The organism is Bradyrhizobium sp. 4 (assembly GCF_023100905.1).
GTDB lineage: Bacteria > Pseudomonadota > Alphaproteobacteria > Rhizobiales > Xanthobacteraceae > Bradyrhizobium.
The window spans coordinates 81,813-105,708 of record NZ_CP064687.1 but is presented as its reverse complement, the minus strand read 5'-3'; the positions used below and the strand labels follow the sequence as shown (position 1 = coordinate 105,708).

Annotated in this window: 28 protein-coding genes and 4 pseudogenes; 16 read left to right on the top strand and 16 right to left on the bottom strand. The window is 59.2% G+C overall.

Annotated features, from left to right (window positions below; translation table 11 throughout):
- Nucleotides 1-35 precede the first annotated feature (35 nt).
- The 4 genes from IVB45_RS37895 (at nucleotide 36) to IVB45_RS37880 (ending at nucleotide 3,308) form a co-directional block, all read left to right on the top strand.
- Nucleotides 36-674 (top strand): GntR family transcriptional regulator, encoded by a 639-nt coding sequence (locus tag IVB45_RS37895; protein ID WP_247282188.1) that lies wholly within the window; start codon nucleotides 36-38, stop codon nucleotides 672-674.
- A 162-nt stretch (nucleotides 675-836) separates the two neighbouring features.
- The gene (locus IVB45_RS37890; RefSeq protein WP_247282189.1) at nucleotides 837-1,196 is read left to right on the top strand and encodes a Dabb family protein; all 360 of its coding nucleotides are present in this window, start codon (nucleotides 837-839) and stop codon (nucleotides 1,194-1,196) included.
- Between the two features lie 115 nt (nucleotides 1,197-1,311).
- Nucleotides 1,312-2,706, top strand: a complete 1,395-nt coding sequence (pabB, locus tag IVB45_RS37885) for an aminodeoxychorismate synthase component I (protein ID WP_247358134.1) — start codon at nucleotides 1,312-1,314, stop codon at nucleotides 2,704-2,706.
- Nucleotides 2,703-3,308, top strand: a complete 606-nt coding sequence (locus IVB45_RS37880; protein WP_247358133.1) for an aminodeoxychorismate/anthranilate synthase component II — start codon at nucleotides 2,703-2,705, stop codon at nucleotides 3,306-3,308. Before pabB ends, IVB45_RS37880 begins: the two co-directional genes overlap by 4 nt.
- A 665-nt stretch (nucleotides 3,309-3,973) precedes the next feature.
- On the opposite strand, the pseudogene IVB45_RS37875 reads toward IVB45_RS37880, so the two are convergent.
- The 5 genes and pseudogenes from IVB45_RS37875 to IVB45_RS37860 form a co-directional block, all read right to left on the bottom strand.
- A pseudogene (locus tag IVB45_RS37875) lies at nucleotides 3,974-4,346 on the bottom strand (pantoate--beta-alanine ligase); the annotation flags it as partial.
- A 20-nt stretch (nucleotides 4,347-4,366) separates the two neighbouring features.
- Entirely contained in the window at nucleotides 4,367-4,498 is a 132-nt protein-coding gene (locus IVB45_RS38965) for a hypothetical protein (protein ID WP_256466594.1), read from the bottom strand.
- A 129-nt stretch (nucleotides 4,499-4,627) separates the two neighbouring features.
- Complete coding sequence (locus IVB45_RS37870; protein WP_247282192.1) at nucleotides 4,628-5,008, bottom strand: hypothetical protein; 381 nt, start codon at nucleotides 5,006-5,008, stop codon at nucleotides 4,628-4,630.
- A 60-nt stretch (nucleotides 5,009-5,068) separates the two neighbouring features.
- Entirely contained in the window at nucleotides 5,069-5,584 is a 516-nt protein-coding gene (locus IVB45_RS37865; protein ID WP_247282193.1) for a hypothetical protein, read from the bottom strand.
- Nucleotides 5,585-5,818: 234 nt separating this feature from the next.
- Nucleotides 5,819-6,061: a hypothetical protein gene (locus IVB45_RS37860; protein ID WP_247358132.1), complete on the bottom strand. Its 243-nt coding sequence runs from the start codon at nucleotides 6,059-6,061 to the stop codon at nucleotides 5,819-5,821.
- Nucleotides 6,062-6,437: 376 nt separating this feature from the next.
- On the opposite strand from IVB45_RS37860, the pseudogene IVB45_RS37855 reads away from it, so the two are divergent.
- Together IVB45_RS37855 and IVB45_RS37850 are read left to right on the top strand one after the other, a co-directional pair.
- Nucleotides 6,438-6,572 (top strand): annotated as a pseudogene (locus tag IVB45_RS37855) (helix-turn-helix transcriptional regulator); the annotation flags it as partial.
- A gap of 453 nt (nucleotides 6,573-7,025) precedes the next feature.
- Nucleotides 7,026-8,225, top strand: a complete 1,200-nt coding sequence (locus tag IVB45_RS37850) for a type II toxin-antitoxin system HipA family toxin (protein WP_247358143.1) — start codon at nucleotides 7,026-7,028, stop codon at nucleotides 8,223-8,225.
- A gap of 179 nt (nucleotides 8,226-8,404) precedes the next feature.
- Here IVB45_RS37850 and IVB45_RS37845 read toward each other — a convergent pair whose 3' ends face one another.
- From IVB45_RS37845 to IVB45_RS37835, 3 genes and pseudogenes are all read right to left on the bottom strand, one after another.
- Entirely contained in the window at nucleotides 8,405-8,620 is a 216-nt protein-coding gene (locus tag IVB45_RS37845; RefSeq protein WP_018457438.1) for a hypothetical protein, read from the bottom strand.
- Nucleotides 8,617-8,889, bottom strand: a pseudogene (locus IVB45_RS37840) (DNA ligase); the annotation flags it as partial. The pseudogene IVB45_RS37840 and the gene IVB45_RS37845, both read right to left, overlap by 4 nt.
- Nucleotides 8,889-9,101, bottom strand: a pseudogene (locus IVB45_RS37835) (IS3 family transposase); the annotation flags it as partial. The pseudogenes IVB45_RS37835 and IVB45_RS37840, both read right to left, overlap by 1 nt.
- Nucleotides 9,102-10,248: 1,147 nt before the next feature.
- Here IVB45_RS37835 and IVB45_RS37830 point away from each other — a divergent pair.
- On the top strand, nucleotides 10,249-10,434 hold the full coding sequence (locus IVB45_RS37830; RefSeq protein WP_039800088.1) for a hypothetical protein: 186 nt from the start codon (nucleotides 10,249-10,251) through the stop codon (nucleotides 10,432-10,434).
- A 369-nt stretch (nucleotides 10,435-10,803) separates the two neighbouring features.
- Entirely contained in the window at nucleotides 10,804-11,262 is a 459-nt protein-coding gene (locus IVB45_RS37825; protein WP_051113032.1) for a cupin domain-containing protein, read from the top strand.
- A gap of 69 nt (nucleotides 11,263-11,331) precedes the next feature.
- Here the strand turns inward: IVB45_RS37825 and IVB45_RS37820 are convergent, their stop codons facing one another.
- Both IVB45_RS37820 and IVB45_RS37815 read right to left on the bottom strand, forming a co-directional pair.
- The gene (locus tag IVB45_RS37820; protein ID WP_247282196.1) at nucleotides 11,332-11,598 is read right to left on the bottom strand and encodes a hypothetical protein; all 267 of its coding nucleotides are present in this window, start codon (nucleotides 11,596-11,598) and stop codon (nucleotides 11,332-11,334) included.
- Between the two features lie 418 nt (nucleotides 11,599-12,016).
- Nucleotides 12,017-12,268, bottom strand: a complete 252-nt coding sequence (locus IVB45_RS37815) for a hypothetical protein (protein WP_247358131.1) — start codon at nucleotides 12,266-12,268, stop codon at nucleotides 12,017-12,019.
- An 807-nt stretch (nucleotides 12,269-13,075) separates the two neighbouring features.
- Between IVB45_RS37815 and IVB45_RS37810 the strand changes: the two genes are divergently transcribed.
- The 4 genes from IVB45_RS37810 to IVB45_RS37795 all read left to right on the top strand — a co-directional run bounded on the left by IVB45_RS37810 (nucleotide 13,076) and on the right by IVB45_RS37795 (nucleotide 15,602).
- Nucleotides 13,076-13,786, top strand: a complete 711-nt coding sequence (locus IVB45_RS37810) for a hypothetical protein (RefSeq protein WP_247358130.1) — start codon at nucleotides 13,076-13,078, stop codon at nucleotides 13,784-13,786.
- A gap of 169 nt (nucleotides 13,787-13,955) precedes the next feature.
- A complete protein-coding gene (locus tag IVB45_RS37805; protein WP_247282199.1) occupies nucleotides 13,956-14,183 on the top strand; it encodes a hypothetical protein in 228 nt (75 codons plus the stop codon).
- Nucleotides 14,184-15,028: 845 nt separating this feature from the next.
- Nucleotides 15,029-15,235, top strand: coding sequence for a hypothetical protein (locus IVB45_RS37800; RefSeq protein ID WP_247358129.1), 207 nt, complete (start codon nucleotides 15,029-15,031; stop codon nucleotides 15,233-15,235).
- Nucleotides 15,189-15,602, top strand: a complete 414-nt coding sequence (locus tag IVB45_RS37795; protein WP_345946568.1) for a GcrA family cell cycle regulator — start codon at nucleotides 15,189-15,191, stop codon at nucleotides 15,600-15,602. The genes IVB45_RS37800 and IVB45_RS37795 overlap by 47 nt, the downstream gene beginning before the upstream one ends.
- Before the next feature lie 321 nt (nucleotides 15,603-15,923).
- Here the strand turns inward: IVB45_RS37795 and IVB45_RS37790 are convergent, their stop codons facing one another.
- Genes IVB45_RS37790 through IVB45_RS37780 form a run of 3 tightly spaced genes read right to left on the bottom strand, consistent with a single transcriptional unit; the run spans nucleotide 15,924 to nucleotide 18,393 of the window.
- Entirely contained in the window at nucleotides 15,924-17,660 is a 1,737-nt protein-coding gene (locus tag IVB45_RS37790) for an IS66 family transposase (protein ID WP_247360894.1), read from the bottom strand.
- 44 nt (nucleotides 17,661-17,704) lie between these two features.
- A complete protein-coding gene (gene tnpB / locus IVB45_RS37785; RefSeq protein WP_082758020.1) occupies nucleotides 17,705-18,052 on the bottom strand; it encodes an IS66 family insertion sequence element accessory protein TnpB in 348 nt (115 codons plus the stop codon).
- Nucleotides 18,049-18,393, bottom strand: coding sequence for a transposase (locus IVB45_RS37780; protein WP_188106852.1), 345 nt, complete (start codon nucleotides 18,391-18,393; stop codon nucleotides 18,049-18,051). Before IVB45_RS37780 ends, tnpB begins: the two co-directional genes overlap by 4 nt.
- A gap of 208 nt (nucleotides 18,394-18,601) precedes the next feature.
- Here IVB45_RS37780 and IVB45_RS37775 point away from each other — a divergent pair, with 208 nt between their 5' ends.
- A complete protein-coding gene (locus tag IVB45_RS37775) occupies nucleotides 18,602-18,913 on the top strand; it encodes a hypothetical protein (RefSeq protein WP_247282201.1) in 312 nt (103 codons plus the stop codon).
- Nucleotides 18,914-19,459: 546 nt separating this feature from the next.
- Here the strand turns inward: IVB45_RS37775 and IVB45_RS37770 are convergent.
- Together IVB45_RS37770 and IVB45_RS37765 are read right to left on the bottom strand one after the other, a co-directional pair.
- Nucleotides 19,460-19,726 (bottom strand): DUF3551 domain-containing protein, encoded by a 267-nt coding sequence (locus tag IVB45_RS37770; RefSeq protein ID WP_083926480.1) that lies wholly within the window; start codon nucleotides 19,724-19,726, stop codon nucleotides 19,460-19,462.
- 375 nt (nucleotides 19,727-20,101) lie between these two features.
- Nucleotides 20,102-20,374: a hypothetical protein gene (locus tag IVB45_RS37765; protein WP_247282202.1), complete on the bottom strand. Its 273-nt coding sequence runs from the start codon at nucleotides 20,372-20,374 to the stop codon at nucleotides 20,102-20,104.
- A 538-nt stretch (nucleotides 20,375-20,912) separates the two neighbouring features.
- Between IVB45_RS37765 and IVB45_RS37760 the strand changes: the two genes are divergently transcribed.
- Both IVB45_RS37760 and IVB45_RS37755 read left to right on the top strand, forming a co-directional pair.
- Nucleotides 20,913-21,080, top strand: a complete 168-nt coding sequence (locus IVB45_RS37760; protein ID WP_018460477.1) for a hypothetical protein — start codon at nucleotides 20,913-20,915, stop codon at nucleotides 21,078-21,080.
- 110 nt (nucleotides 21,081-21,190) lie between these two features.
- Nucleotides 21,191-21,409, top strand: a complete 219-nt coding sequence (locus IVB45_RS37755) for a hypothetical protein (RefSeq protein WP_247282203.1) — start codon at nucleotides 21,191-21,193, stop codon at nucleotides 21,407-21,409.
- Nucleotides 21,410-21,458: 49 nt separating this feature from the next.
- On the opposite strand, the gene IVB45_RS37750 is transcribed toward IVB45_RS37755, so the two are convergent.
- Nucleotides 21,459-22,025 carry a MarR family transcriptional regulator gene (locus tag IVB45_RS37750; RefSeq protein ID WP_018460476.1) on the bottom strand — a complete coding sequence of 189 codons (567 nt, stop codon included), beginning with the start codon at nucleotides 22,023-22,025 and terminating at the stop codon, nucleotides 21,459-21,461.
- Between the two features lie 725 nt (nucleotides 22,026-22,750).
- Here IVB45_RS37750 and nadA point away from each other — a divergent pair.
- Nucleotides 22,751-23,857: a quinolinate synthase NadA gene (nadA, locus tag IVB45_RS37745; RefSeq protein ID WP_247357288.1), complete on the top strand. Its 1,107-nt coding sequence runs from the start codon at nucleotides 22,751-22,753 to the stop codon at nucleotides 23,855-23,857.
- Nucleotides 23,858-23,896: the final 39 nt, after the last annotated feature.

Sequence of the window (23,896 nt, the reverse complement as noted above, 5' to 3'; positions counted from 1 at the left end):
CCTGCGAACGCACCCGTTTTTTCGATAGATAATCTATGATGACCGACAGCGAGAGTACGACCGTTGCCTGGCGCATTGCCGAGTCAATCGGAGAGCGCATCATCAGCGGCGCCATCCAGCCAGATGCCCCGCTGCGGCAGGATCATGTCGCGCGGGAGTTCAACTCGAGCCACGTCCCGGTACGCGAGGCTTTTCGGCAATTGGAGGCGCAACATCTTGTCGTCGCTGTGCCCCGTCGCGGCGTTCGGGTTGCCCCGCTTGATACCAATTCAGTGAAAGAGATCGCCGAGATGCGTGCCGCGCTCGAAGTGGTCGCATTGCGCAATGCGGCGCCAAAGTTCACGTCCACCCATTTGGCACGAATTGAGCTTGCCCTGATTGAAGGAGACAATGCCCAGACGATTCAGGATTTTGAGATGGCCAACCGCGCCTTTCACCAGGCGCTGGTGGCGCCGTGCGCGATGCCGCGCCTGCTCGCCAGTCTCGACGGACTACAGCTTGCAAATTCGCGATTGGTGTTCGCGATGGCGCGCAATGCTGGGGGGCGACCGCGATCCAATCAGGATCACCGCCTGATTCTGCAGGCACTGCGAGCGCGCAACGTCGATCAAGCCTGCAACCTGCTCGCACGCCACATTCAGACGATTGAGCGCCTTGCCCTTCCCGTGTCCTGACCAGAATGAGATTGGCGGGCTCCGCTTCAGGCCGCAGGCCATCGCAAGAGTGTCAAACCCTGTCTGTTTGCCGCGCGAGGCGGCATGTGGCACTAGCGTTGCAGCAGGCTCGATTCCAAGATAGCTATGCGATCTGCTCGCGATTTTAACCTATGGCCATCCATGATCCGTCACATCGTCTTGTTTACCGCCAAAGATAAGGCCCATATCGACCAAATGATCGAAGGCCTCTCGCTTCTCACCAGGATCTCGCATGCCCGGCGGCTCGAGATTGCTCGCAATCGCAAGGCCGACCAGTTCGGCAACGATATCGACGTCGTAGTCTATGGTGAGTTCGACAACGAGACGGAACTCGCAGCCTACAAAGCGCATGAGCTCTACCAGGAATCGATCAGGCGAGCACGACCACTGCGCGAGCTGCGCCTCGCGGCCGACTATGACTTATCAACAGATGCGCGTTTCGTCTCAGCGGCAGGCGTAGTCCAACTTAGTCCGCGCATCGCATCCACCGACGGGGCTTAGCCTGACACTCAATCTCGAGAGCTTGCGGCGCTCCGACCAGCGTCGCTCTCGTTGTGGTCGGGATCATATTCGAAGCGTGTCTCACAGCACGCCAGTCGCCGGTGACTCATAGCCGATGCACGTCCGTGAACTACAGTGGATTGAGCCTATCACAGCGGTGCAATGTCTCGCGCATCGACCGCACCTCTCGTTTCTCGATAGCGCAGCAACGCATGAGTTGCTCGGGCGTTACTCATATGTGACCTGCGATCCATTCAGCACCTACATAGTCGCGGGGGGACGGGCGAGTTGCAACGGCGAAGATATCGATGGCGATCCATGGGGAGTTCTTCGCACTCTTCTCGCCAACTATCCGCAAGAGCATCGTCCCGATCTCCCGCCATTTCAGGCAGGCGCGGCTGGCTTCTTCGCTTACGATTTGAACAGGACGCTGGAGCGATTGCCGGCGCCGGCAATTCCCGGTCAGCGTTTACCCCATTCCATTCTGCATCTTTACGACGTGGTCGTCAGCTACGACCACCGGAACAACAGATGCTGGATCGTCTCGACCGGATGGCCGGAGCAGGATCCCGCACGTCGCGGCGAGCGCGCACGTCGTCGAGCCGATGAGTTCGCAGCCCTGCTTGCCAACCCAAAGTCGCCGCGGATCGTGCTCCCCGGCACAGCGGGCGCATGGAATTCAAACTTCAGCCGAGAAGCATACATTACGGCGGTACAGCGCGTCATCGACTTGATTCTGGCCGGAGACCTCTTCCAAGCCAACATTGCGCAGCGCTTCACGGCCAGGCTGTCGACTATATTCGATCCGCTCACCTTCTATCGTCAACTGCGGTCATTGAACCCGGCACCCTTTGGGGCCCTCCTACGGTACGGAAAGCTGACCATCGCATCGAGCTCACCTGAGCGATTCCTGAAGCTCGACGGAACAAAGGTCGAAACACGGCCGATCAAAGGCACGATCGCGCGTTCGGCTGATTTCAACGAAGACCAGCGCCGCGCTAACGTGCTCGTTGCGTCCGAAAAGGATCGTGCCGAGAACATTATGATCGTCGACCTCCTGCGCAACGATCTATCACGTGTTTGCACTCCACATTCAGTCGACGTTCCAGCCCTGTGCGATCTCGAGTCCTATGCCTCAGTGCATCACCTCGTCTCCGTCGTTACGGGTACACTCGCGGGAGACGAAGATGCGGTTACGCTACTGCGAGCTTGCTTTCCTGGTGGCTCCATTACGGGGGCGCCCAAGGTGCGAGCGATGCAGATAATTACGGAAATCGAGCGTGTGGCGCGAGAGGTCTATTGCGGGGCGATCGGTTTCATCGGCTTCAACGGGGAGATGGACACGAACATCGCGATCCGCACTGTAACGATCGACGATGATATGGCTGTGTTTCATGCAGGTAGCGGTATAACGGCGATGTCGGACCCGGCGGCAGAATACGAGGAGACGCTTGCCAAGGCGCAGCGAATCTTTGACGCATTTCGTGCTGAAACATCCGGTGCGCTTTGATTGTCATCATCGACAACTACGACTCCTTCGTCTTCAACATTGCCCGCTATTTCCATAAGCTTGGTGAAGCAACGGAAGTATTCCGGAACGACGCGATGAGCGTGAGCGAGCTTGTTGACCTCAAGCCGCGCGCAGTGGTCATCTCCCCCGGTCCGTGCACTCCAATTGAGGCCGGAGTATCTACGGCCGTCGTCCGCGAACTTTCGGGTCGCGTTCCAATTCTCGGCATCTGCCTCGGACACCAGTGTATTGGGAGCGTATTCGGCGGACGGGTGGCGCGTGCACGTCGCCCTATGCACGGTCGGTCCTCGTATGTAACGCATGACGGCCGAGGGCTATTCAGGGAGCTACCGTCGCCACTTTGCGTTGGTCGCTACCATTCTCTTGTTGTTGAGCTCGATGAGTCATGCGCACCGAATCTTACGGTGAGAGCGCGTTCCGACGAGGGCGAGATCATGGCCCTCGCACATCGCTATCAACCAACTTTTGGTGTGCAGTTCCACCCGGAATCGATACTTACCCAAGACGGGCACGTGGTGCTTAAAAACTTCTTGCGACTCGCAGAGACTTATCGCTCGCAGCAGGATAAGACAGCAACGTGAGGTACGTGGGTTGGAGTGGGGCTGCTATCTCGCGAAGCCAACTATTACCCGGCGGCCAGTGCGAGGGCGCTCCGCAGCCCGGAAGGTGGGTGCCGCGCTGCGGAGAACAGCGCGCTACTACGTTCGTTTCCGCCGGCCGGCGGGGGGCGCTCAGCGACTCATGGGGCTGGGCTTCGTGCCTCTGCGCTATTTACAACGTTGCGTAGAACAATTTCAGACAGCTGCACAACCAACTGTTTAAGACGCGTAATCTCTTGCTTGCAGCGTTCAAGCTCGCACTGTTCGTCGGTCATGAGCGACATTTCGCGGCGATCTCTATTTGCGGTAACATGATTCATCTAGATGCACCGGAGTTGACGCTGGTAGTCGAGCATGCCCCAAGAGATCGTATGCATTTTCGCAATGAGTGGCGAGCTCACGCCTAAATCCTGCGTTTGACTGCTATCTTCAGGGATTTCATCGCCTCCATCAGAAGCGGCGGGAGACCGATCGATCTGCAACCAACTTGTTCGGTAGTCGCGGTCTGACCGTGCCCCGCGGATTTAATCCAGTTTGAAGTTCGTACTGGCCCACGACACGGACTGGAGCATGAAGCGCAGCCGCTTTTCGGAACAGCGGATCATAGGGATCTGAAGGAGCATGAGACGGGCGTATCGGGGCAGAGCTCATAGGCAGCTTGGCGCCGCTACGGGGCAGATACGGTCGAGCAATACGTTGTCGATGAGGTGCGTCGAGCCGATGTAGGCTGCCGCGCACAAGGTGGCAGGCCGATGTAGCGGGCTCTCAACTGGCTCGAGCGTATCGGCGTCGAAAAGCTCGAGATATTGCAGGCGGTCGACGGTCTCCAGATATTGTTCGGCGATAACCAGCAGCTCTTTCCCGTCGCGCTCTCCTGCCTGAAACTCAGCGCGCGCCGCGAAGAGGCCACCTCTGATGGCGCCGGCGCGCCGACGTTCTTCCTGGATGAGATACCGGTTGCGACTGCTCATCGCGAGTCCCGTCGGTTTTGCGGATTGTGGGGACCGTGACGATCTCAATTGTGTTTCATTAGTTATTCGTCACCCGCCCTGATGCCGTAGTTGCTTTCCCGTCATGTTCCGAAACATTTCGACGTTGCGCAGCGTGTAGATCAGAATGGCATAGGATTCGGTTTTGGCCTTCTTCTGTTTGCTGCGTGTCGGCAGATTCATGCTCGTCTCCAGCGTCGAAGGCGGCGTTCAACATAGACGACAGGGTCGGCGGTGGACAACCGACGACCCGATCTGCCTTGTTCTGACCCATAATTCCTCCGGGATCCTCTTTCACAACGGGATCCTCTTTCACAATTCAACCCTGAAGAGATCGTGCGCGACCCGCTCCGAGGCCGTACCTCGGATGCGTGTCTTGGCCTCCGCACTGCCGGCGCGCAGCTTGCCACCGACGGCGAGATCGGCAAGTCCGCGAACCGAGAAGGATGTCGCGCCACAGCGGCGGCCGAGCGACTTGATCGACGTCGTCGGCCACCGGATCCACCAATACTCGAGGCAGGCGGGCCTCCCGTCGATATCAGCTGCCACGTACACTTTGCCCGAGAGGTTCACCTCCCAATAGACGTCGACGCTCTGCGACGGTTCGACCCAGACCGTGACCACATCGCTTGCCCGCGATCCAGTCAGCGGCAACATCAAGAGCACGACCAGGCCAAGGATGCTTCGCTTCATAGATTCCACTCCTGTCTCAAGGCGATGCGAGGGGCTGATGGCCCCTCGAACGCGCGGTCGTTAGAGGTCCCGCGGAGGGCGCGGTCTGAAAATCAGCGACCGTCCTTCGGATTTGACATCGAAGAACCGGTCGGATCCCGCGCCGGTGAACACCCGGGATCGCCGGTCGAACGTTGTGACGTCGATGTGGACCGACCGCAGGTTGGGCGGCAGTTCGAAAGTTTCGTCGCGATTCCAGCTCAACTCGCCGGTCCGGGTCGGCCCGTCTTCCTCTCGGGTCTCCATCCTGTAGACAGGCAGGCTGATCGAGCAATCGACCCAGGCGTCGTGGGTGCCTAGCCAATTGTCGCGGTTATCGACCCGAGCGAACATTGTGAGCCCATTCTCGGTAATCGACGCGTCTTCAATACCTTCGCAGCGGCCGTGATCGCCACCGCCAGGCAGCAGATGGATGTCCTCGCGCCGCGTAAGGTCGAGACGCCAACCGAGGGCGGCATCGGGTGCTGCAACGGCCCGCGGGACCCGCGAATTCCGTCTGCGGAACTGGCCCAGATTGATGGTACGCGTGTCGGTCATCTCGTTCTTGAGGACGAGTTCGACCTCCGCATAAAAGTCGAATGCCTTCTCTGCGACGTCGCGACGGTCATGATTTCCTCGATGCCCAGAAATTCGAAGCCCAGCTGGCCCTCGGCGCCTACATTGAGCTTGTTCATCAGGCTCGCGGCTTCGTTCCAGATATCGACGAGAGTCTGCAGAGCGGCCGCGGCGCAATACAGATTGCAGTTTTCTTCGGCGGTCAGGGTCTCCTTCTCATGGGCCGTGAGCGCCTTCCCGAATGTAGACGAGGTACAAATCGCCAATCAGAGAAGCATTCGTCGTGAAGCGGAACTGGAGCTCTTCGGCCGCGTCGTTCTTGTCGAATGTGGAAGGATCGAACTCCGAAATGTTCGCGCGTGCTCGCTCCTCCTGCTCCCGAAGCTGCCGCATCAAGGGCATGATGCGACGCGGGTACGAATGAAGGGGCACTTCGTCGTGAAGGGTATAGGCCGTCACGAATGCATCCCATTCGAGCTTTGGTGAGAGCCGGATTCCCTCGCGGCGAAGACGCTCGATCTTGTCCTGAAAGTTCGTGATATCTCGACCCGAAGCTCGTGGAGCCGACTGTAGGGGATCCCGCTTGCCTGCCCGAAATAGCCTTCCGTGTCGGCGTACATCGTTCTACCTCCGTGTTCTGCCCGCCGCAGTTTGGCTGGGCTCGCGGAGGCCAATCGGGGTTTTCGCGCGAAAATCCCAAAGTGAGTGTTCCGGTGGGATCGACGGCCGGGAACCGACATGTGGGGGCTTCAGAGCCGGCTCACCATGGCGTTCGAGAAATGGAGCGTGATATATCATTCTTATCGAAACGATCCTTTGATTAGGATTATATATCATGTCGTATCCGAGCGAAGAGCTTGTCCGGACTGTCCAGGCGAAACGCACGCAAGAGCGCATAAGCCAGCGTGCGTTGGCGGTCCGATCGGGTCTGACCCAGGCGCACATCTCCCAGATAGAGACCGGCCGGGTCGAACCGGGCCTGTCCAGCTTCATCCAGATGGTCCGGGCACTCGACCTCGAGGTCGTACTCGTGCCCAAGAAGCTGCTTCCCGCGGTGGAGGGCATCCTGCGCTCAAACCTCAACGAATTCTCCTTTGAGGAAGGACCCTCAAACCTCTTCGTGAAGGCCGAACGCATCGTTTCCGGACAAAGGAAGCGCCACGGTAGCTCCGCTGCGCTCGACCGCATCGCCGAATACTTGCGCTTTCTGAAGCAGGTCCATCTTTCGAAAACTGACCTGAACCTTGTCCAAGACGTCGTCGATACGCTGCGAGGCTATCGCGCCGAACCTATCCCCAACCCAGTGCTGGAAAATTCGGCAGGCGTGTTGCAAGGTCTACGCAACCGGATCGCGCATCCCGTAGAAGCCCCCCGCCCGGCCTACGCTCTCGACGAAGAGGATGACGATGCTGACGTATCGGTCCTGGACGTACGCCTGCACGACAACCCGATCGCGACCCTCACGCTCATACAGGGCGACCGGTCGCTGCTCGCCTTCAACCAGAGCTACATCGACGACGCCGCACGCCCAACATTGAGCCTGTCCTTCAAGGACACGTTCGGAAATCTGCTCACCTCATTCAAACCGTATCAGCAGGTCGTTCCGCCCTTCTTCTCCAATCTTCTGCCGGAGGGACCGCTGCGTCGCTACCTCGCGGAACGCGCGGGCGTGAAGGAAAAGCGCGAATTCTTTCTTCTCTGGATGCTGGGCCGGGACCTCCCGGGCGCCCTGTCAGTCCATCCGGCGGAAGGAGAAGCGTTGCCTTCCCAAGTCGAGGAGGATCTCACACCGGACGAGCGGCAGAACTTGCTGCGCTTCTCGCTCGCGGGCGTGCAGCTGAAGTTCTCCGCGCTCAAGAACGATCCTGCCGAGCTGACCATTCCCGTCCAGGGCGTCGGCGGTTCGTGGATAGTCAAGCTTCCGTCCCATCAGTACCCGGGCGTGCCGGAAAACGAATTCTCCATGATCACCCTGGCGAAGGAGATGGGCATGGAAGTGCCCGAGCTCCAACTGATCGACGTCGAGTCGATCAAGGGGCTTCCGGAAGGAATCGGCGAGCTGAAGGGACGTGCGCTCGCCGTCAAGCGGTTCGACCGCTCCGCCGACGGACCGGTCCACATGGAGGACTTCGCGCAGGTATTCGGCGTGTTTCCGGACGAGAAGTACGAGAAGGCCAACTACCGGAGCATCGCGCGCGTTCTCGGCATCGAGACCGGCGAAGCCGGCGTCGCCGAGTTTGTCCGACGCCTCGTGTTCAGCACCCTGATCGGCAACGCCGACATGCATCTGAAGAATTGGTCGTTGATCTACCCCGACCGCCGCACGCCCGTCCTGTCCCCCGCCTACGATTTGCTATCTACGATACCGTACATCGCGGACGACAAGATGGCGCTGAACTACTCGCGCACGAAGAAGATGACCGAATTCTCCAAGGACGAGCTCACGCATCTGGCGGCGAAGGCGAAGATCTCGGAAAAGCTGGCCGTCGACACGGCCGCGGAAATCGTCCAGCGCTTCAAGAAGATATGGTCGGAACGCAAGGGCGATCTCCCGCTGGAAAAGAAAGTCGTCGAAATCGTCGACGCACATGCCGCTTCGATCCCGATCTACAGCGAATTCTGAGCCGTGGCTTACTTAGCCGGATCGAAGGGCGGCAGCGCTGACATACAACCCCACGCTGGTCATCACTGTCTCTCCCGTTCAATCGGATGGGCCACGCCACGCCTTCCAGGATCGTTTTAGGCAAGCCATGCGCTTGCGGCCTCCTAGGCCGCTTGCGGCCTCCTAGGTGGCAAAGACCTTTACCCAACCCACATCGCCAGCGCGCTTATGACCATGCTCGTAAATCCAGACAGACTCTTGTCGTTGTTGAGCGCCGCCTCGTTGACCTTCTCACGGTCAAACCGATCCTCAGGCGGAAGGTCCATGACAGCGTGGTACGGTTCAGCCGGGGTCGTGCGCCGATCACCCGGAGGCTTTCCCGCCCATTCTCTCCATTGGTCGAACGCATCAGTCATCCCAAAATTTTCCTCAATCCCTTGAAGAACGGATGCCGCACTTTTCCTTCGGCGCTCTTGGTCCTGTACTCGATCTCCGCCAGCAATTGCGGTTCACCCCAAATGCCTCGATGCGCGATGCGCTTCGTGTAGGGTTGTGTCTTGCGCATCAGCGGGTTGAGTTTCTTCTGAAGCTCCTTCGCGTCGGCTGGCGAAAAGCCGTGATCAACTTTGCCCGCGTAGATCAGGTCCTCGCCCTTGCGGCGACCAAGGTAGAGGCCATCCCATTCTTGTGGTTAATCAGATAGCCCTCCCGCTTGAGCAGAGCATGCAGCCGCCGATAACCGAAGCGGCGATGCTCCTGGGCGATCGCCAGCATGCGCTGGCGAAGGCTGGTATCGTCAGCGCGGGTGGTTTGGTATCTCACGGTCATGCGGCAACAGCCGATGGCTTTACACGCCTGCCGTTGGCTCATCCCGAATGCCTCTCGCAGATGGACGACAGGTTCCGCTCCCCCGCGGGCGTTGCGCGCCGTTTACGGAGTCGAGATCAATCCACTAGCTGTCGCTACAATCCACCGGTTGCCCCAACGCACGATCGAATCGATTCGCCCGATGCCGGGAACTGTATCGCCGCGCATTGCCATCCGAACCCCATCGGGCCCTCCGAGAACCGCCGTTCCGCCGCGAACGTCAAGAACGGTCCAACCCTCAATGGTTGCTGGTCTTGTCTCCGGGGCAGGCATGAGAGGTCCGCTGGGCGCTATCGAGCCGGTCGCCGTCATATCTGCTTCGATCGCCTGAGAAACGGTGCTCGATACGTCCACGGATTGATGAGGCCTGTCGGACCATGTGGCTGTAGGTTCGGCGGAAATGCTCGCTCCATCCGCGGAGAATTGACTTACGCCTGGCGGTGTTCGCAAAGCCAAAGTCGATACCGTCTTTCGCGGGCCTCCGGTCCTGCGGCCTGACTTCGTTTCGGCGCTTCGAGGCGAAGGCGTTTCTGTCTGAGTGGTTGAATTGAGCGACGCGAAAGTTATAGGACCGTACCGACCAAAACCGGCAGCCCATCCCAACGCAAAACCAGCGATCACCGCGCCTGCGACCAGCCAATTGGTGCGCTTTCGATCGCCGTCTGCTTTCAATAATGCAAGAACCTCTTCTCGGCTGGCACTCGAGAAATCCCGCGCGCTCAGCCTCACACGCGCCATTGGGTCTTCGCTCGCTTCAGCGACCCTCGCCTCGATCTCTTCCAAGGTATTCGCCTGGCGCAATCGCATGATCGCATCCCTTGTCGCTCCCCAATGATCATGCTGCAAACTGAATCAATCATTAACGGCGAATGAGCCGCCAGATCAATATTGATTAGAACCATTGCGCAGCGGGCGACTAGAGGTGGGGTCATGAATCGCACGGCGGCGATAAGTTCAGCTTTCTTAACAGGGGATCCAGCCCGTCCGAACGGCACCGCTTAGCCTCAGCCTGCTTTAGAGGCTGATCAGCCGCGCCCTTTCTTGGTCCTTTCGCGGCGTCGGCTCTTTTGTTTGCGGCCCTGGCGTTCAGGTCATGGGGATCGTGCCAATGACGAGGCGTAAAGTCGCGACGCGGTGGAAGAGCGACTTGCTTTGGTGCGGATGGCGGTAAATCAGCTTGCTCTTCTTCGCCAGGCTGGACGTACGTAACATCCGCGCGCTCACCGGCAGCTGGCATATCCAGTTTGATTGTGAATGGCAGGCGATCAGCCTTGTTACCGGCTACTATTGGCATGACCACATCGGCAGCGGGCGGCGGCCCGGATTTCTTCGCGGCTGCAGCAATAGCGCCCAGTCCAACTAGGCAAGCCACTCCAAGCACGACGATTCTAATCACGTGGCGGCTCCCGGTGCAGAGCGGCCCAACGGTCATGATCAGTTGGTCCAAAATGAGGCTGCTCGCTTGGTGTGGTTAACCCACGCAGCGTTAAGCTGAAACATGGGCTCCTGGCTTGGAGCAGTAGCTGAGTAAGCTTCGAGCGAGAAAAAGCAAAGGGCCGAGTTCTTCGATGTTTCGTCCGAGCGTTGGCAAGCCAAGGTCAGCGGAGCTGTCACTCTTGATCATAAATCTGCTAAGGCCTCCAATCGTTAGAATGCGGCAGCGGCAGGCTAACTTTCAGTTGACTTGCTTCACCGCTGGCACACGATGGTCGCTCACCAAAAGGAGGAGATCATGCTCAGTCGCTTGCTCGCTTCGGCTTTCGTCCTGGCAGGTGTGAACACAGCCATTGCCGATGATATGAAAATGCCGATTAACTCTGGTGAGCTTAAATGGGAGGCAGCACCACCCACCTTGCCGAAGGGGGCCGACATCGCGGTACTCTCGGGCGACCCGTCCAAAGAAGGGCTGTTCGTTCTCCGCCTAAGAATGCCAAGCGGTTATAAAATTCCCGCCCATAATCATCCAACAGATGAAGGCGCTACCGTCATATCGGGCAACTTTCACATCGGAATGGGCGACAAACTCGATGAGAAGAAAGCGATCGAGCTAACAGCGGGCGGATACGCCGAAGCGCCTGCCAAAATGAACCACTATGGTTGGACAAGTAGTCCTTCCGTTGTTCAAATTCATGGCCAAGGGCCACTCGGGATAACTTACGTCAATCCCGCAGACGATCCGAGTAAGAAGTAGCGAAGCAAACGAATCGTCTCTGTGTCGCAAGGCAAAAGAAAAGCCCGGACGGTGGTCCGGGCACATTTGTTAGTCGTTGTCGTGATGAATGACGGTTTTCTCTCGGCTGCCGTCCTCATTCTCTTTCTTAATGACCGTCGTCCTGTCACTTTCCGTGTGCTCAGGCTCCCTGATGACCGTTGTGCGGTCCCGATCAACGGGTCGGTGCTCGTGAGACTCTCCGACTGTGACGCCTCCGCCGACCGGACCGGCCTCAACGCCGACACCGACTTCATCCGCGATTGCGGGTGTCGCGATTGCACTCACGATCGCCGCAGCAAACAAGTACTTGCGCATCCTATTCTCCTTCACTTCGTGAGTTAGAGAATGTCTGCGTGCGACAGTTCGTTCCAGAACAAGGGGTGTCAAGCTGCTCATTGTTCACGCAAGTTCCCGTTCCGGGTGAGGCCTTGGATTGGGCGGAACGATTGAGGTTTATCAAACCGCAGGTCTCTTCCGAGCATTGGTTGCGCCGTCTCTCGGAGTGGCTGAGTGGCATCGGATCTGAAGTTCTGGATGGGCGGGGCAGCATCGCGATGATGGCCGCCGACGCCGACTTTCGCAACGCATGGACGGATGCCAACGAAGCAGGCTCACGGGGCACGCGTTTCGTCGCTAAGCGGATCGCCCAAAGGGCCTCCGGGTCGGGCCGAAGCTGCTGGCCGAGGTCGAGTACCGCGCGAAGTCGGCGGAGAAAAGTCCGGCCACCCGATCTTCAAGGCTTGCGGAAACGACGGGGGCCTATGATCGCGGCAGGAAGCAAGCCCGACGTTAGCGCTCGTTGCGCATGTAGGACTACGCTCGCAGATCTCCCGGTGGGCGGGATCATCATATAGATCGAGGCCTGCGGATGCCCTTGCTTGGCAAACGTATCGAAGCCGGCGCGCTGCTCCCGAATGGCCAGCATGGAGAAGAACACAAACGCCGCCCCAGCGACGGCGATCAACATCCACCAGCTGCGCTTCATGTGCGCCTCCGTCGGAGCTCGCAACACCGATACCGCACTGGCGATCAGCTTGCGATGCTCGTTACGCTCAGGCCTTTCGTAGGATCAGGTTCCCCCCAGAACCGGTTGCGACACCGCAAACGCAGGCCCCTCGGCTGCCCGTGGGCGGCGGTCCTGCGGTTCATGTTTCAATTTTACCTTTTGAAACAAGCGACCAGCGCGGCCGTTTACGGTGCGTAAGAAGAAGGTGGAGGACGGCTTCTTATGCAACAAGCACCGCTGCCGGTCTGCTGGCCCTCTCCGCTGCGAGTGCCTCGGCCGCCATCGCATGTCAGGGGGCTTTTGCTGCGCGTTCATTCCCGCTAATCCCTACTCCCCGTCCCCGGCCATCGTCATCAATCCTGATTATTGCAGGCCGCCGACAGCAACCATAGTCATTCACGAGCGCTGGCGTCCGGTCGAGCGCTTCACCCGGGAGTACGTCGTTCGAGACTATGGCGGCTTCGACGATCCAGAATGGTAGCCAAGTCGCACATGGAAATGCGATGGCCCCAGCACGCAAACACTGAGGCCGGTTTAATGATGGGCGACGGAACAGCTTCCGCATTCGCGGCCGATCCGAGTTCCCGGCTTGTGCCGCTCCCTCGGGCGGGAGCAAAACCTCCCCAACGGTTGGCGAACTCGGCTGCAGCACTGGTTTTCAATTCGGACCCGAATCTCGTTTCAGACCCACAATGAATCCATGGCGCCGCCAGAGTTGAGCCGCATGGCAGCCTAAGTGGCCGCGAAGGGTGGTCCCGGTGAGGGGCGCAACACCGGGAGTTTTCGATGTCCGGTTATTTGCGAGTTTGCTTCGCCGGTTTGGTTCTTGTTGGAGGTCTTGCGGCGACACCTGCGGTCTCCGACCCTTTTGCCGACTTGTTCAATGCCGCTCCGCGCGAGCCCGCAGCAACCTCTTTGGCGCAAGCGCAATGCTTGCCGCGACCCGGCAACACGACCGCGGACGGGGCGCATTGGGTCTATCGGTTCGACGGTCACCGTAAATGCTGGTTCCTGACCGAGGGTATGGCGAAGGTGAAGAAGACAGTTCGTCATCGCGGTGCCCAAGATCGCACCGCCAGTTTGGACGAGAACGGGAGTGCGCGGCCCAGGAAGAGCGCGGTGGTTAATGCGCGCGCGGAGTTGCTGCGCTCCGCACCGGCCGAGCCCTCCCAGCCGCCTGCAGCCGAAATCAAGGTGGCTGATGCCGCTTCCGTGCTCGATATGGGCACCACCATGACCTCAGCGGTACCCACCGATCTTCACAGCCGGCCGCCTACGCCTGAGCACTCCGTGCCCGGCCAAATTGACGTTGAGCAGCTCCTCGCGCCCGCCGGCTCACCTCCAGCTATGCCAATGGGCGCGCACCTTGCAGAGGCGCACGACGAGGCACGCAGCTGGACGGCAACTTGGTCAGGTGTGCTGCTGATGATGCTTGGTGGCTTCTCAATCCTAAGCTCGAACCGCACGCTTCGGCACGCAGTGAGATTACGCCAGTGAGGTAGCGCAATAGCCTAGGCACGTACGCGCGCCGCTGCGCGATCGATGAATTTCAAGTATAGCCGAATTGCCACACGTACAAAGGTTCCGCCCGCCCACACTTAGTTTGCCCGCCGCCTTAGACGAACATTCGATTACAATGACGGTCCCGTTGGGATCGGATTGCGGAATGCGGTACAAAGCATTCGTGGTGGACAGCAGCCGGCAAGTGATCTGCGTGGCGAAGCTCGACTGCATTGACGAGCAGGCGGCGCGGCGTCGAGCCGAGCAAATGCATGCCGAGCACGACGTTGAGCTTTGGCAAGGCGATCGATTTGTTGCTGTGTTCCGAGGTGCAACGACGAACGACAATGAGCGCGCGATCCTGAATAGACGGCCGGTCTCGCCGCCGAGTTGACATTCGAATATTGTGAGTCATGCCTGCCTGGCAGGCTGCCGACATGTCGCAGGGCCAAAGTCGCCGAGCATGCCCATAACACACCCCGCGTCTTCGGAACCGGGGTGCAGCTCGGGAATGGGTTTCGCGCTGAAAAACATTGAAGCGGTTGAACTTCGCGCAGCTGGATTGGTCGAGAAGTGGCTCCAGACTCAGATATTGGACGATACCAGCATGACTTGGTCTGGGCGAGCTTGAAGTCTCGCGCGAGAGCGCCGTCAGCCGCATGGCGGCAAGAGCGAGTTCCTGATGTACTCGGAGGAAGCGGACACCTTCTACGAAGAAGAGGTAATGCTGGGAGCGTTGGACGAGAGTCACATTATCCGCACCATCGAATATTGGGGTGTTGAGCGGCAGCGTCGTCCCGGGTCAGAACACAGAGCCGTAATTGTCGCAGAGTGAATCACGAGCCGTTTTTCAACGTGCTAGGGGTCCTCAATCGTTCAGTGCCGATGATCGCAGTGCAGCTCGGAGCTTTTAAGCTGGACGAAAGCAACGTGGTTCTTCATGGCGTCACTGTGTTGGATGTTACCGAATAGACGCCTGAAGTAAATACTTCGGAGGAGGCTGAACGAACGGATACGGAAGTATTGGGAGAAGAAGCGCGACTTTGCTTCATTGGCCGTCCTGGACAAGATTCCAACCGCCCTGAAGGCGGCTGGGCTCGAGGAACGCCTGTCATACAACAAGCATCACGTAGCACTTGGATAAACGGGTAATAACTTCTGTTGGTTTCACCCTCGCAGACGCGCGTGCCGTCCGCCATGAATATGCGACTACGCGTGTTTTCGAGGAGTAGCAGCCACATGAAGCAACATACCTTCGAAGCATTTTCCACCACCGCGATCTACTGGACACCGCTTGTGCTTATGGGCACCGCAATGCCGCCAAGAGATCCCGATGAAGACGAGGAGGACGAAGACGACGAAGAGGAAGACGACGAAGAGGAAGACGACGAAGAGGAAGATGACGCTGACGAACCGCCGGTCGTGCGCGAGCCGGACGACGACTAGACTAGCGTGTTCGGCAGCCAGGGGTATAATATTTGTCATGGGCTGGCATGCGAATGACATAGCGCTCCTCAATAGGCTCTGGTCCGCAGGACAGAGCGCGGCGCAGATAGCGCGTCGTCTCGGGTGCAGTCGTAACGCGGTCTGCGGCATGCTGACCCGTCTGGGCCTGAAGCGCGGCCACAAGCCGCCCACAGCAACGCCCAAGATAAGGCCGTCCCCGAAGCTGAGGCCGACGTCGTCGGCAGCCTGCGCTCGTCCAGTCGCACGGAAGGTGTCGCGGAACACAGCGGAGAGGCAACAGCCCAAGGAATTCAGCAAGCAGCAGCTCTACTCCATGCTGGCTGAGGCCGTCAGAAACACTGACTAGGAGCTCACCACCAACGTCGTTGCGCTCCTCGCTTCAGCTATCGTACACGAACCGACGCACGCAAGTCCGTCCGACGAACTGCGTCCATAAAGACCATAGCCTTGTTGCAGCTGCACAGATCGGCAGCTAGTTGGCTTCTTGTTTCGCCATTCCGCTCAACGCCAGGTTTCTATTGTTCTGGAAGCTCAGGGTGCCAGATATTCGGACCTTGTGCTGAAGCAGTGCCTTCGCCGCCGCGATCTGCGTACGCATACGACGAGGACCGCCTGATTGACGCATGCGCGCGGGCACGGCGAGCTCTATGATGGCGTTGCGTGAAGGTCAGGCGGCCTGCTGACCGGCGGGCTTGTCGGCTTGGCGCAGGAGCTTCCATTCCCAGGGCAGCAGTTCGTGCAGACGCGACGCGGGAAGATCGGCGATACGGGCGAGGACGTCGGCGAGCCAGGCCTTGGGATCGACGTCGTTGAGGCGACAGGTCGTGATCATCGTCAGCATGATGGCGGCACGGTCGGCGCCACGCTGGCTGCCGGCGAAGGTCCAGTTGCGCCTTCCCAATGCGATGCCCCTCAATGCGCGCTCAGCGCAATTGTTGGTCAAGCAGATCCTGCCATCGTCGAGGAAGCGGGCGAAGTCGTCCCAGCGCCTGAGCATGTAGTTCATAGGCTTCAGGACCTCGGAGGAGCGCGAGAGGGTTTCGCGCTCACGCAGCAACCAGGCGTGCATGTCCTCGAGAAGCGGCTTGCTCTTTTCCTGGCGCACGGCGCGCCGCTCGTCGGCGCCGCAGCCATTGATAGCGCGCTCGATCTCGAACAACGCATCGAGGCGTCTGACCGCCTCCAGCGCGATCGGAGAGACCGGTTTGCCCTTCTTACCTTCCCGAGCATTTTTCTCGATGTCAGCCAGCTCGAAGAAGCCCCGCCGCGCATGGGCCAGGCAAAACGCCGGTGTGATCGGCATCGCTTTCTTTTGCGGGTCGAACAGCGGCTCGAAGCCGTTGTAGCAATCGGCTTGCAGGATACCGGCGAAGGCGGCCAGATGCTTCTGGGGGTGCTCGCCTCGTCGGTCGCTCGAGGCGTAATAGACCGCCGCCGGCGGCGCAGGCCCGGCAAAGGGCCGGTCATCCCGCACATAAGTCCAGATCCGCCCGGTCGTGCACTTGCCCTTCGCCAGGATACGGATGGTGGTGTCGTCGCCATGCAGGCGCTCGGCCGCGAGTACATGGCGTTCGATCAGGTGGAAGAGCGCCATGACGGCAAAGGTCCCGTGGCCGACCTGGTCGGCCAGTGTCGACAACGGCAGGTCGATCCCCTCGGCCTTAAAGCGCGCGCTCTGGCGGTTGAGCGGGATATGCATGCCGAACTTGTCGAACAGGATCGTCGCCAGCAATTGTGGGCCGATGAAGCCGCGCGGCGTGGCATGGAACGGCGCGGGCGGCTGGCTGATCTTCTCGCAATCGCGGCAGGTGAACTTCTCGCGTACCGTCTCGATCAGCTTGAAGCGGCGCGGGATCTCCTCCAGCGTCTTGGTCACATCCTCACCGATCTTCGCCAGCCGCGATCCACCGCAGCAGGCGCAGGTCGTTGGAGCCTCAATGACGACGCGCTCGCGTTCGATGTCATCCGGCCATGGCTTGCGCACCGGCCGCTTGCGCGTGAAGGCGCGTACGCTCTGCGCCTTTGCCGCCGCGGCCTGCGCGGCGAGCTCATCCTCGCTCGCCGTGGTGACGAGTTCTTCAAGTTCCAATTCCAACTGCTCGATCAGCCGCGCCGTGCGCTCGGAACGCGGCCCGTACAGTTCGCGTTTGAGCTTCTCGATCCGCAGCTCGAGATGCGCGATCAGCGCCTCATTGTCCGACAGCTTCGCCCGCGCGTTCGCCGCTTCGGCTTGCCAATTGATGGCTTCGGCCTGTATCCGGCTGACCTTCGCCGCGGCCGCATCGCGTTCGACCTCGACCCTCAGCCGCGCGTCGCGTTCAGCCCGCAACGCCTCACGTTCGATCAACAGCGCCGCCTGGGCGCTGGCGAGATCCGAAGGAAGGTCATCCGGCTTCAAACTCATGAAGCCAGTGAATCAGATTTCCCGGTAGGTTCAATCGCAGAATGCTATCCAACTCGCGTTGGACGCAAAGTTTCTTGAGGATTCCGCCAGTCGATCCCAGATAGCAGGTAAGAAAGCTGCGCCGGAGAGATCGTCACGGCTTCACCGGCAGCCGAAGGCCAGATGAATCTTCCTCTTTCGAGTCTTTTTGTAAACAGGCACGCTCCCTGAGAATCGTGCCAGATGATTTTTATCAGATCTGAACGGCGCCCCCTGAAGCAAAACAAATGACCCCCCAGTGGGTCATGCTTCAAGACCTCCTGCACCTGCAAAGCCAGGCTCGGAAAGCCGCGCCGCATATCGGTATGGCCCGTCGCCAGCCATACCCGCACGCCAGAGGGGATCGGAATCATCGCAGCGCCTTCAACACCGCCGACACCAGCAAGGGCGGCGCCGACCCGCAAATCCTGATCCGTCCGCTCCCCGTCAATTCCACCACGATCACTTCACCGGACGGTGCCGCTTCCTTGATCGGCTCCGCTTCCATCGCCGCTTCCACAAAGCCCTGGTCAGCAAGGTCCTGGCGAAGCCGACGCCGCCAGGTGTAAATCAGCCCCGTTGAAATATCGTGATCCCGCGCAACCTGCGCCACACACGATCCCGGCGCAAAGGCCTCCGCAACGATCCGGCACCGCTCATCCTCGCTCCAACGCCGCCGGCGTTCCGGCCCCGTCAGCACCGAAATCTGACCCATCAATCGCTCTTAAGCTCGCTCTTAAACACGTGCTTATGAGTGCTCAATCCGCCTCTCAGAACAAGGCGGCCTTCATCGTGGGCGTACCGATCTGCTCCCGAGTACGGCGGAGCATCTCTCGTGTCATTTGGCTTGCCTCGTTAACATGGCCTGTGCACTTCTATTGCGACTGTACCGAAAGACTGCCTCGATTTAGGAGCCGAGTTTAGTGGGTTGGATCGCGAATTTGCTCCGTCGGCCGGATGTCGGCCTGCGGCCTGGGAACGGCGCACAAGTAGACCTAGAACCGCTATCCGAGCACGGCGGCCGATGGCTGAAGTACAACCTGTTTCGCTTCCCGGGCGCGGTGTGGTCTGGCAAGCGCGGTTGCGTGGAGCTGGCCGAGGGCGACGTGATCGCACTGCATCTCGTGGTCGAGCGGTTGAAAGAGGCCGGGGTTCGAGTGAGGTTCTACGGGCGGCTTCGGCGCTGGGACGGCACGTCACCGGTCTGGACGTTGCTGGCACGCGGGAAGCAATGATCCGGCGACTGTCGCAGCGACACCGGCACCGCGCACGCTGCGGCCGGCCCCGCTCTTGGGCATTTTCTGCGTAATAAACAAGGCAGGTTTTAACTCGTCCCGCACTGCCCAATGCTGCTACCCTCAAACGTTTCCCAGTGTCACTTCATCTAGCTTGTTGTCGTCTACATGGGGCGCGAGGGCCCAGTCGCCTGCGGCCGCGCGCTACACCATCGGTTTCGGCGGCGAGCTTCATCGCCGGCACTGCCTCGCTCACGTCGTACTCGATGTCCATCGCACGCAATTATGGTCTCGGGTCGTAAACGATCACGCGTCGATGCAGAAATATGGAGCCCGGCCACGCACAGGTTTGACGCTGGTCTAAGGGTCGGGAAATCGCTCCTCTCTCATCGAGATAAGGTTACGCACTGAAGTCTTTTGGATATGTCTTGGGCAACTTGAAAACAAAGGTCTTGGCCTTGGGAAGAATATTGGTCGGTGTTGTCGAGGTCCGCAAAAGGGACAATCTCGACCAGGAATTGACAACGATCTCGTGGCGATCGCAGATCAGCGTGATTGTCCTGCCTGTCGCTGGAACGCGTAGATGGGATTCAGACCGCAATATGCGAGGGTGCCGGATGCGGTGGCCATGCATTGATCGTAGGTTGAGAACTGGCAGTTGCCAGGATATCCCCAGGTACGTCCCTGCAGGCAATAAACGTCCTGCCGAGCTGGGGGGATGTACGAACGAGCCCGCGGAGCGGCGGTCGAAGGTGATCCAAAGCAGACGAGCATGGGAAGTGCAAGCACAGCAATATAAAGAAGGTTGCGCATGATCTAGCCTCCGTGAAGTCTTGAGAGGATAGAGAGTGTAGAATTGACGCTTTGATCTTGGTCAATGGCAAAACGCTTAGTAGACGGTTTGACCGATCGGTTTCAAAGTAAGTCTAAGCGTCAGGCGCTCGGGTTTTGGAGCAGCTTTCCTGCGAGTTTTGCGGATGGAATGCATTTTTCAAGCGCGGTGGGGGTTCGTGCGTTTGAAAAACCTAGGAGAATAGGCAATCCGAGCTTGAGAACTCCGCGCACGGCAATATGCCGATTTGGGACAGCCGCAAACCCGCGCGCTTATCAAGCACAAATCGCCGCACTACTGTCACCTCAATTTGTGCCGCTGAGCGTGCAGGGAAGCTTCGGCGGGCTCAAGCTCGTCTAGGCTCTCGTGATCGGCCTGATCCGGCGCAGCTGGGAATTGGCATATTCCTCGCGCTCACGCGTGAAGTGCTCTTGGTGCGCTTTGAAGCTCTCGACCCGCTTCTTGATCTCTTCGCGTTCGCTGCCGTCATACTCTGACGCGCTGAGGTCACCCCGCTCGACGGCTTCCTTCGGCAGAGACCGGGGCAGCTGGATCTCTAGCTTCAGCGATTTGGTGAATGCCATCGTTTCAGCGACCAGTGCGTCAAGTTCGTTCTTCCAATCGTGCATTAACGCCCCCATGCGGCACTGCTGTGCTGGCCAGCTAATTCATAATAATCTGAGCTGCGGCTATAAGCACCGAAGCCGTCGCATGTAGGCCAGTCCCAAATCGTGTTATTGCTGAAAAAGGCCGCCGACAATATTGCCGGCGGCCTTCCCGGGTTCAAAATGCCTATCGTGAAAAAATGCGGTCCAGCCCCGGTGCGAGCGATCCTACACACAAAACGTCTCTCTTCATAGTTTTGCCGTTCAGAAACCTTAACGCGGGGCGATCCGGGTTTGCTCGAAAGGGGGGAGGCGTCCGGAAGAGATCACTGCCGCCTTGTTTCCAATTATGTGCAATCGGTCCGGACCTGTTTCGGCGTGGCTTGCATCAAAGCGCGTAATGGTGTTGCCTCGACGAGGTCAGCTATATCACGAGGACTGCAAGAGCCATGGTCTGGATGAATGGCGCTGTGAGCCCGGCCGTACATCGTGAACTGGACATTCGGGTTAGCGAGGGTTCTAAATGCCAGATTGTGTGATCGTTCGGGCCCATGGGAGGCAATTGGATGTCTTGCGCGAAGAGGCATCGCGCATTGCACGGGCTGCCAAAATCGACTGGTCGATTGAGCGCGCCGATGAGGGGGCACATTTTTGCTTCGAGAATGCCGAGGCGAAAAAGGCGTTCGTCACCAGCTGCAAGCGCTTTGATATGCCGCACCGAGACGCTTAGAAACCAAGTTCGCGTGCGATGAGTCAAGCCAGTCCAGAACTCTGCGCCGCACGCGTAGAGCTCGGGCCGCATACCGAATCTATCTTGAACGGGACTTCCAGAAAAGCGGCATGAGCCCAGGATCGACCATCGTATGGGCCGGGATGGCAAATCTGCTCATTGACTTTGACATGAGCCAGCCAGGTTCGCCCTTACTTGCTGCTGCAACGTCTCACGAAGCGGATGTGACCGTGTTGTCGCAAGAAGTTGTTGGACCCGAGCACCTGATAGATCGGCGCTGGTCGAACGCTGAGGCGGAATTGCAATGCGATGAGCCGATGGGCGCTTGATGATGACGGTGCCTGGACGTGCGTGGTACCCTCGCATTCAAGGCAACCATCAGCGATCCAACGAGCTTCCCTTCGTCGACTGAAGTCGTCCCCTGCCTCGGGTTGTCACCGCGCCAATATCCATGGCGGCTTTTAAACGAGCCCCGTCCAGCCGTCGCCTGAGCGCTGCAAATCGGCTAGACAGTTTGGTCAATTCCTCAACGCCAAGCTCACCGAACACAAATTGATCGAGTTCCTTCTGTTGTGCAGCGACGTTCGCGAGGCGCTTACAAGCCTTGTCGGTCAGTGACATGTGGACGACCCGACCATCCCTGATACAGGGCTTGCGCCGCAGAAATCCGGCCTTCTCCAGCGCCTTGGAATTTATTGTAATGAAGGACGGGTCAACTTTCAGCAATTTTGCCACCGTGCTGACTGCAACATCCCCCTCGCTCGTTAGGTCTGTCACTGCCATCAAGATTGTCAATTGTGGTCCAGTGATGCCGAGTGCCTTGGCCCGGACTTGAAGAAAATCCTCCAGACAGATGTTGAGGGATCGGACCTCCAACGTTAATCGCCGCACCAGCAGCTGAGTGTCAGCAGAGTCGTTCCCGACTTGCGTTGCTGGCTTGGTCAAATGCGGCGCCACCGGATGTTAGGTCCTATCCTCAGAGCTCGTTCGCACTGACAAGATTTCAACAGAGGATCTCTGCTCGTTGCAGCGATCCTGTGCAAGCATCACGCGCTCACCTGCGCCCACGATTTAAGAACGATTATTAGTGATTCGGATTACTGGCTTTTCGACGAGAATCTCGGGCCGCCGTTGGCGGACGCGCCTAACTGAGTTGCGAATGCTAGTAATCTCACCGAAATGCACGTTCAAAGGAAGATCTCGATCCGTAGTCTCGCGCAGCGGCGCGGCGTTTCGCCCGCTTCTATAGCGCCAATTCGAAGGTCTGTTGCCGGATCCCGGGCAACGGCTTCGAAATGGCTTCCATACTGAGCAGCTTTGGGGCGCAACCTCGCACAGGCGCTGCGGTGAAATTCATCGAAATTGATGGCCTGAACGCGGGATTCAATCGCATTGCGTTGTCGCGTCTCTGTCGTAGTTGCCGTCCACGAGCGCGTGTTACTCGACGGGTTATGCGACTTCACACTTTGCAGCCTGGTCGCCCCTTATAGGTTCAGTCGAGATCCAAAAATTCGACCGTGGAGCTCTTGGAGTAGTGTTAGTTGTCCTGGTCTAATTTACTCATTGAGCATATTTGAGCGCTGCTGAAATCGAACCCGGCCTCTCGGCCGGGTTTCTCAGGCTCCATATGTACTCAAATTGAGCCTATTTAACATTTGCGGGAGGCTTCAATGCCGATCTCTGGACTTTACGGCCCCGACGACTTTGCCAACCGACCGCAGCGCCAGACCACCGCTGCGCCGCGTCCCGTTCCAGTGGGCTCGAGGCCCGCACTGCCAATGCCTTCGCTGCAATGGACGCCGGAGGTCGAGCGCGCCACCGCGCCGCTTTACGAGCGCGTGAAACATGTGATCCCGCCGATCGAATGGCCGCTGATGGCGCCGACCATCAAGGCGATCAACGAGCTGAAGCAGGCGCGGGGCGCGGTGATCCTCGCGCACAATTACCAGGCGCCGGAGATCTTCCACTGCGTCGCCGACATCGGCGGCGATTCGCTTCAGCTCGCAGTCGAAGCCACCAAGGTGAAGGCCGACATCATCGTGCAGTGCGGCGTGCACTTCATGGCGGAGACGTCAAAGCTGCTCAATCCGGACAAGACGGTGCTGATCCCCGATACGCGCGCCGGCTGTTCGCTCGCGGCCAGCATCACCGGCGCCGACGTTCGCCTGCTTCGCGAAAAATTTCCCGGCGTGCCTGTCGTTGCCTATGTCAACACCTCCGCGGAGGTGAAGGCCGAGGTCGATATCTGCTGCACCTCGTCGAACGCGGTTCAGGTGGTCGAGAGCCTCGGCGCACCAAGCGTGATCTTCCTGCCCGACCGCTATCTCGCCACTTACGTGGCCTCGAAGACCGACGTGAAGATCATCGCATGGAAGGGCGCCTGCGAGGTGCACGAGCGCTTCACCGGGGCCGAGCTGCGCAGCTACCGCGAGGCCGATCCCTCCGTGCAGATCATCGCCCATCCCGAATGCCCACCTGACGTGCTGGCCGAGGCCGACTTCACGGGTTCGACCGCGCACATGATCAACTGGGTACGCGAGCGGCGGCCGCGGCGGCTGGTGATGATCACGGAATGCTCGATGGCCGACAATGTGCGGGCCGAGCTGCCTGACGTCGAAATGCTGCGCCCCTGCAACATCTGCCCGCACATGAAGCGCATCACGCTCGCCAACGTTCTGGAGAGCCTGCTGATGCTTCGTGAAGAGGTCACGATCGATCCCGCGCTTGCGCAACGCGCACGGCGCTCGGTCGAGCGGATGATTAATTTGAAGAACTAGCGACAGACACAGCGGCCGTGCCGGGACGACGGCGGAGTA

Bases quoted from the DNA above. Each gene is read 5' to 3' on its own strand.
- IVB45_RS37895 (WP_247282188.1), top strand. From the start codon at position 36: ATGATGACCGACAGCGAGAGTACGACCGTTGCCTGGCGCATTGCCGAG.
- IVB45_RS37890 (WP_247282189.1), top strand. From the start codon at position 837: ATGATCCGTCACATCGTCTTGTTTACCGCCAAAGATAAGGCCCATATC.
- pabB (WP_247358134.1), top strand. From the start codon at position 1,312: ATGCACGTCCGTGAACTACAGTGGATTGAGCCTATCACAGCGGTGCAA.
- IVB45_RS38965 (WP_256466594.1), bottom strand. From the start codon at position 4,498: ATGAATCTGCCGACACGCAGCAAACAGAAGAAGGCCAAAACCGAATCC.
- IVB45_RS37870 (WP_247282192.1), bottom strand. From the start codon at position 5,008: ATGAAGCGAAGCATCCTTGGCCTGGTCGTGCTCTTGATGTTGCCGCTG.
- IVB45_RS37865 (WP_247282193.1), bottom strand. From the start codon at position 5,584: ATGACCGACACGCGTACCATCAATCTGGGCCAGTTCCGCAGACGGAAT.
- IVB45_RS37845 (WP_018457438.1), bottom strand. From the start codon at position 8,620: ATGACTGATGCGTTCGACCAATGGAGAGAATGGGCGGGAAAGCCTCCG.
- IVB45_RS37825 (WP_051113032.1), top strand. From the start codon at position 10,804: ATGCTCAGTCGCTTGCTCGCTTCGGCTTTCGTCCTGGCAGGTGTGAAC.
- IVB45_RS37820 (WP_247282196.1), bottom strand. From the start codon at position 11,598: ATGCGCAAGTACTTGTTTGCTGCGGCGATCGTGAGTGCAATCGCGACA.
- IVB45_RS37815 (WP_247358131.1), bottom strand. From the start codon at position 12,268: ATGAAGCGCAGCTGGTGGATGTTGATCGCCGTCGCTGGGGCGGCGTTT.
- IVB45_RS37810 (WP_247358130.1), top strand. From the start codon at position 13,076: ATGTCCGGTTATTTGCGAGTTTGCTTCGCCGGTTTGGTTCTTGTTGGA.
- IVB45_RS37805 (WP_247282199.1), top strand. From the start codon at position 13,956: ATGCGGTACAAAGCATTCGTGGTGGACAGCAGCCGGCAAGTGATCTGC.
- IVB45_RS37800 (WP_247358129.1), top strand. From the start codon at position 15,029: ATGAAGCAACATACCTTCGAAGCATTTTCCACCACCGCGATCTACTGG.
- IVB45_RS37795 (WP_345946568.1), top strand. From the start codon at position 15,189: ATGACGCTGACGAACCGCCGGTCGTGCGCGAGCCGGACGACGACTAGA.
- IVB45_RS37790 (WP_247360894.1), bottom strand. From the start codon at position 17,660: ATGAGTTTGAAGCCGGATGACCTTCCTTCGGATCTCGCCAGCGCCCAG.
- tnpB (WP_082758020.1), bottom strand. From the start codon at position 18,052: ATGATTCCGATCCCCTCTGGCGTGCGGGTATGGCTGGCGACGGGCCAT.
- IVB45_RS37780 (WP_188106852.1), bottom strand. From the start codon at position 18,393: ATGGGTCAGATTTCGGTGCTGACGGGGCCGGAACGCCGGCGGCGTTGG.
- IVB45_RS37770 (WP_083926480.1), bottom strand. From the start codon at position 19,726: ATGCGCAACCTTCTTTATATTGCTGTGCTTGCACTTCCCATGCTCGTC.
- IVB45_RS37765 (WP_247282202.1), bottom strand. From the start codon at position 20,374: ATGCACGATTGGAAGAACGAACTTGACGCACTGGTCGCTGAAACGATG.
- IVB45_RS37755 (WP_247282203.1), top strand. From the start codon at position 21,191: ATGAGCCCAGGATCGACCATCGTATGGGCCGGGATGGCAAATCTGCTC.
- nadA (WP_247357288.1), top strand. From the start codon at position 22,751: ATGCCGATCTCTGGACTTTACGGCCCCGACGACTTTGCCAACCGACCG.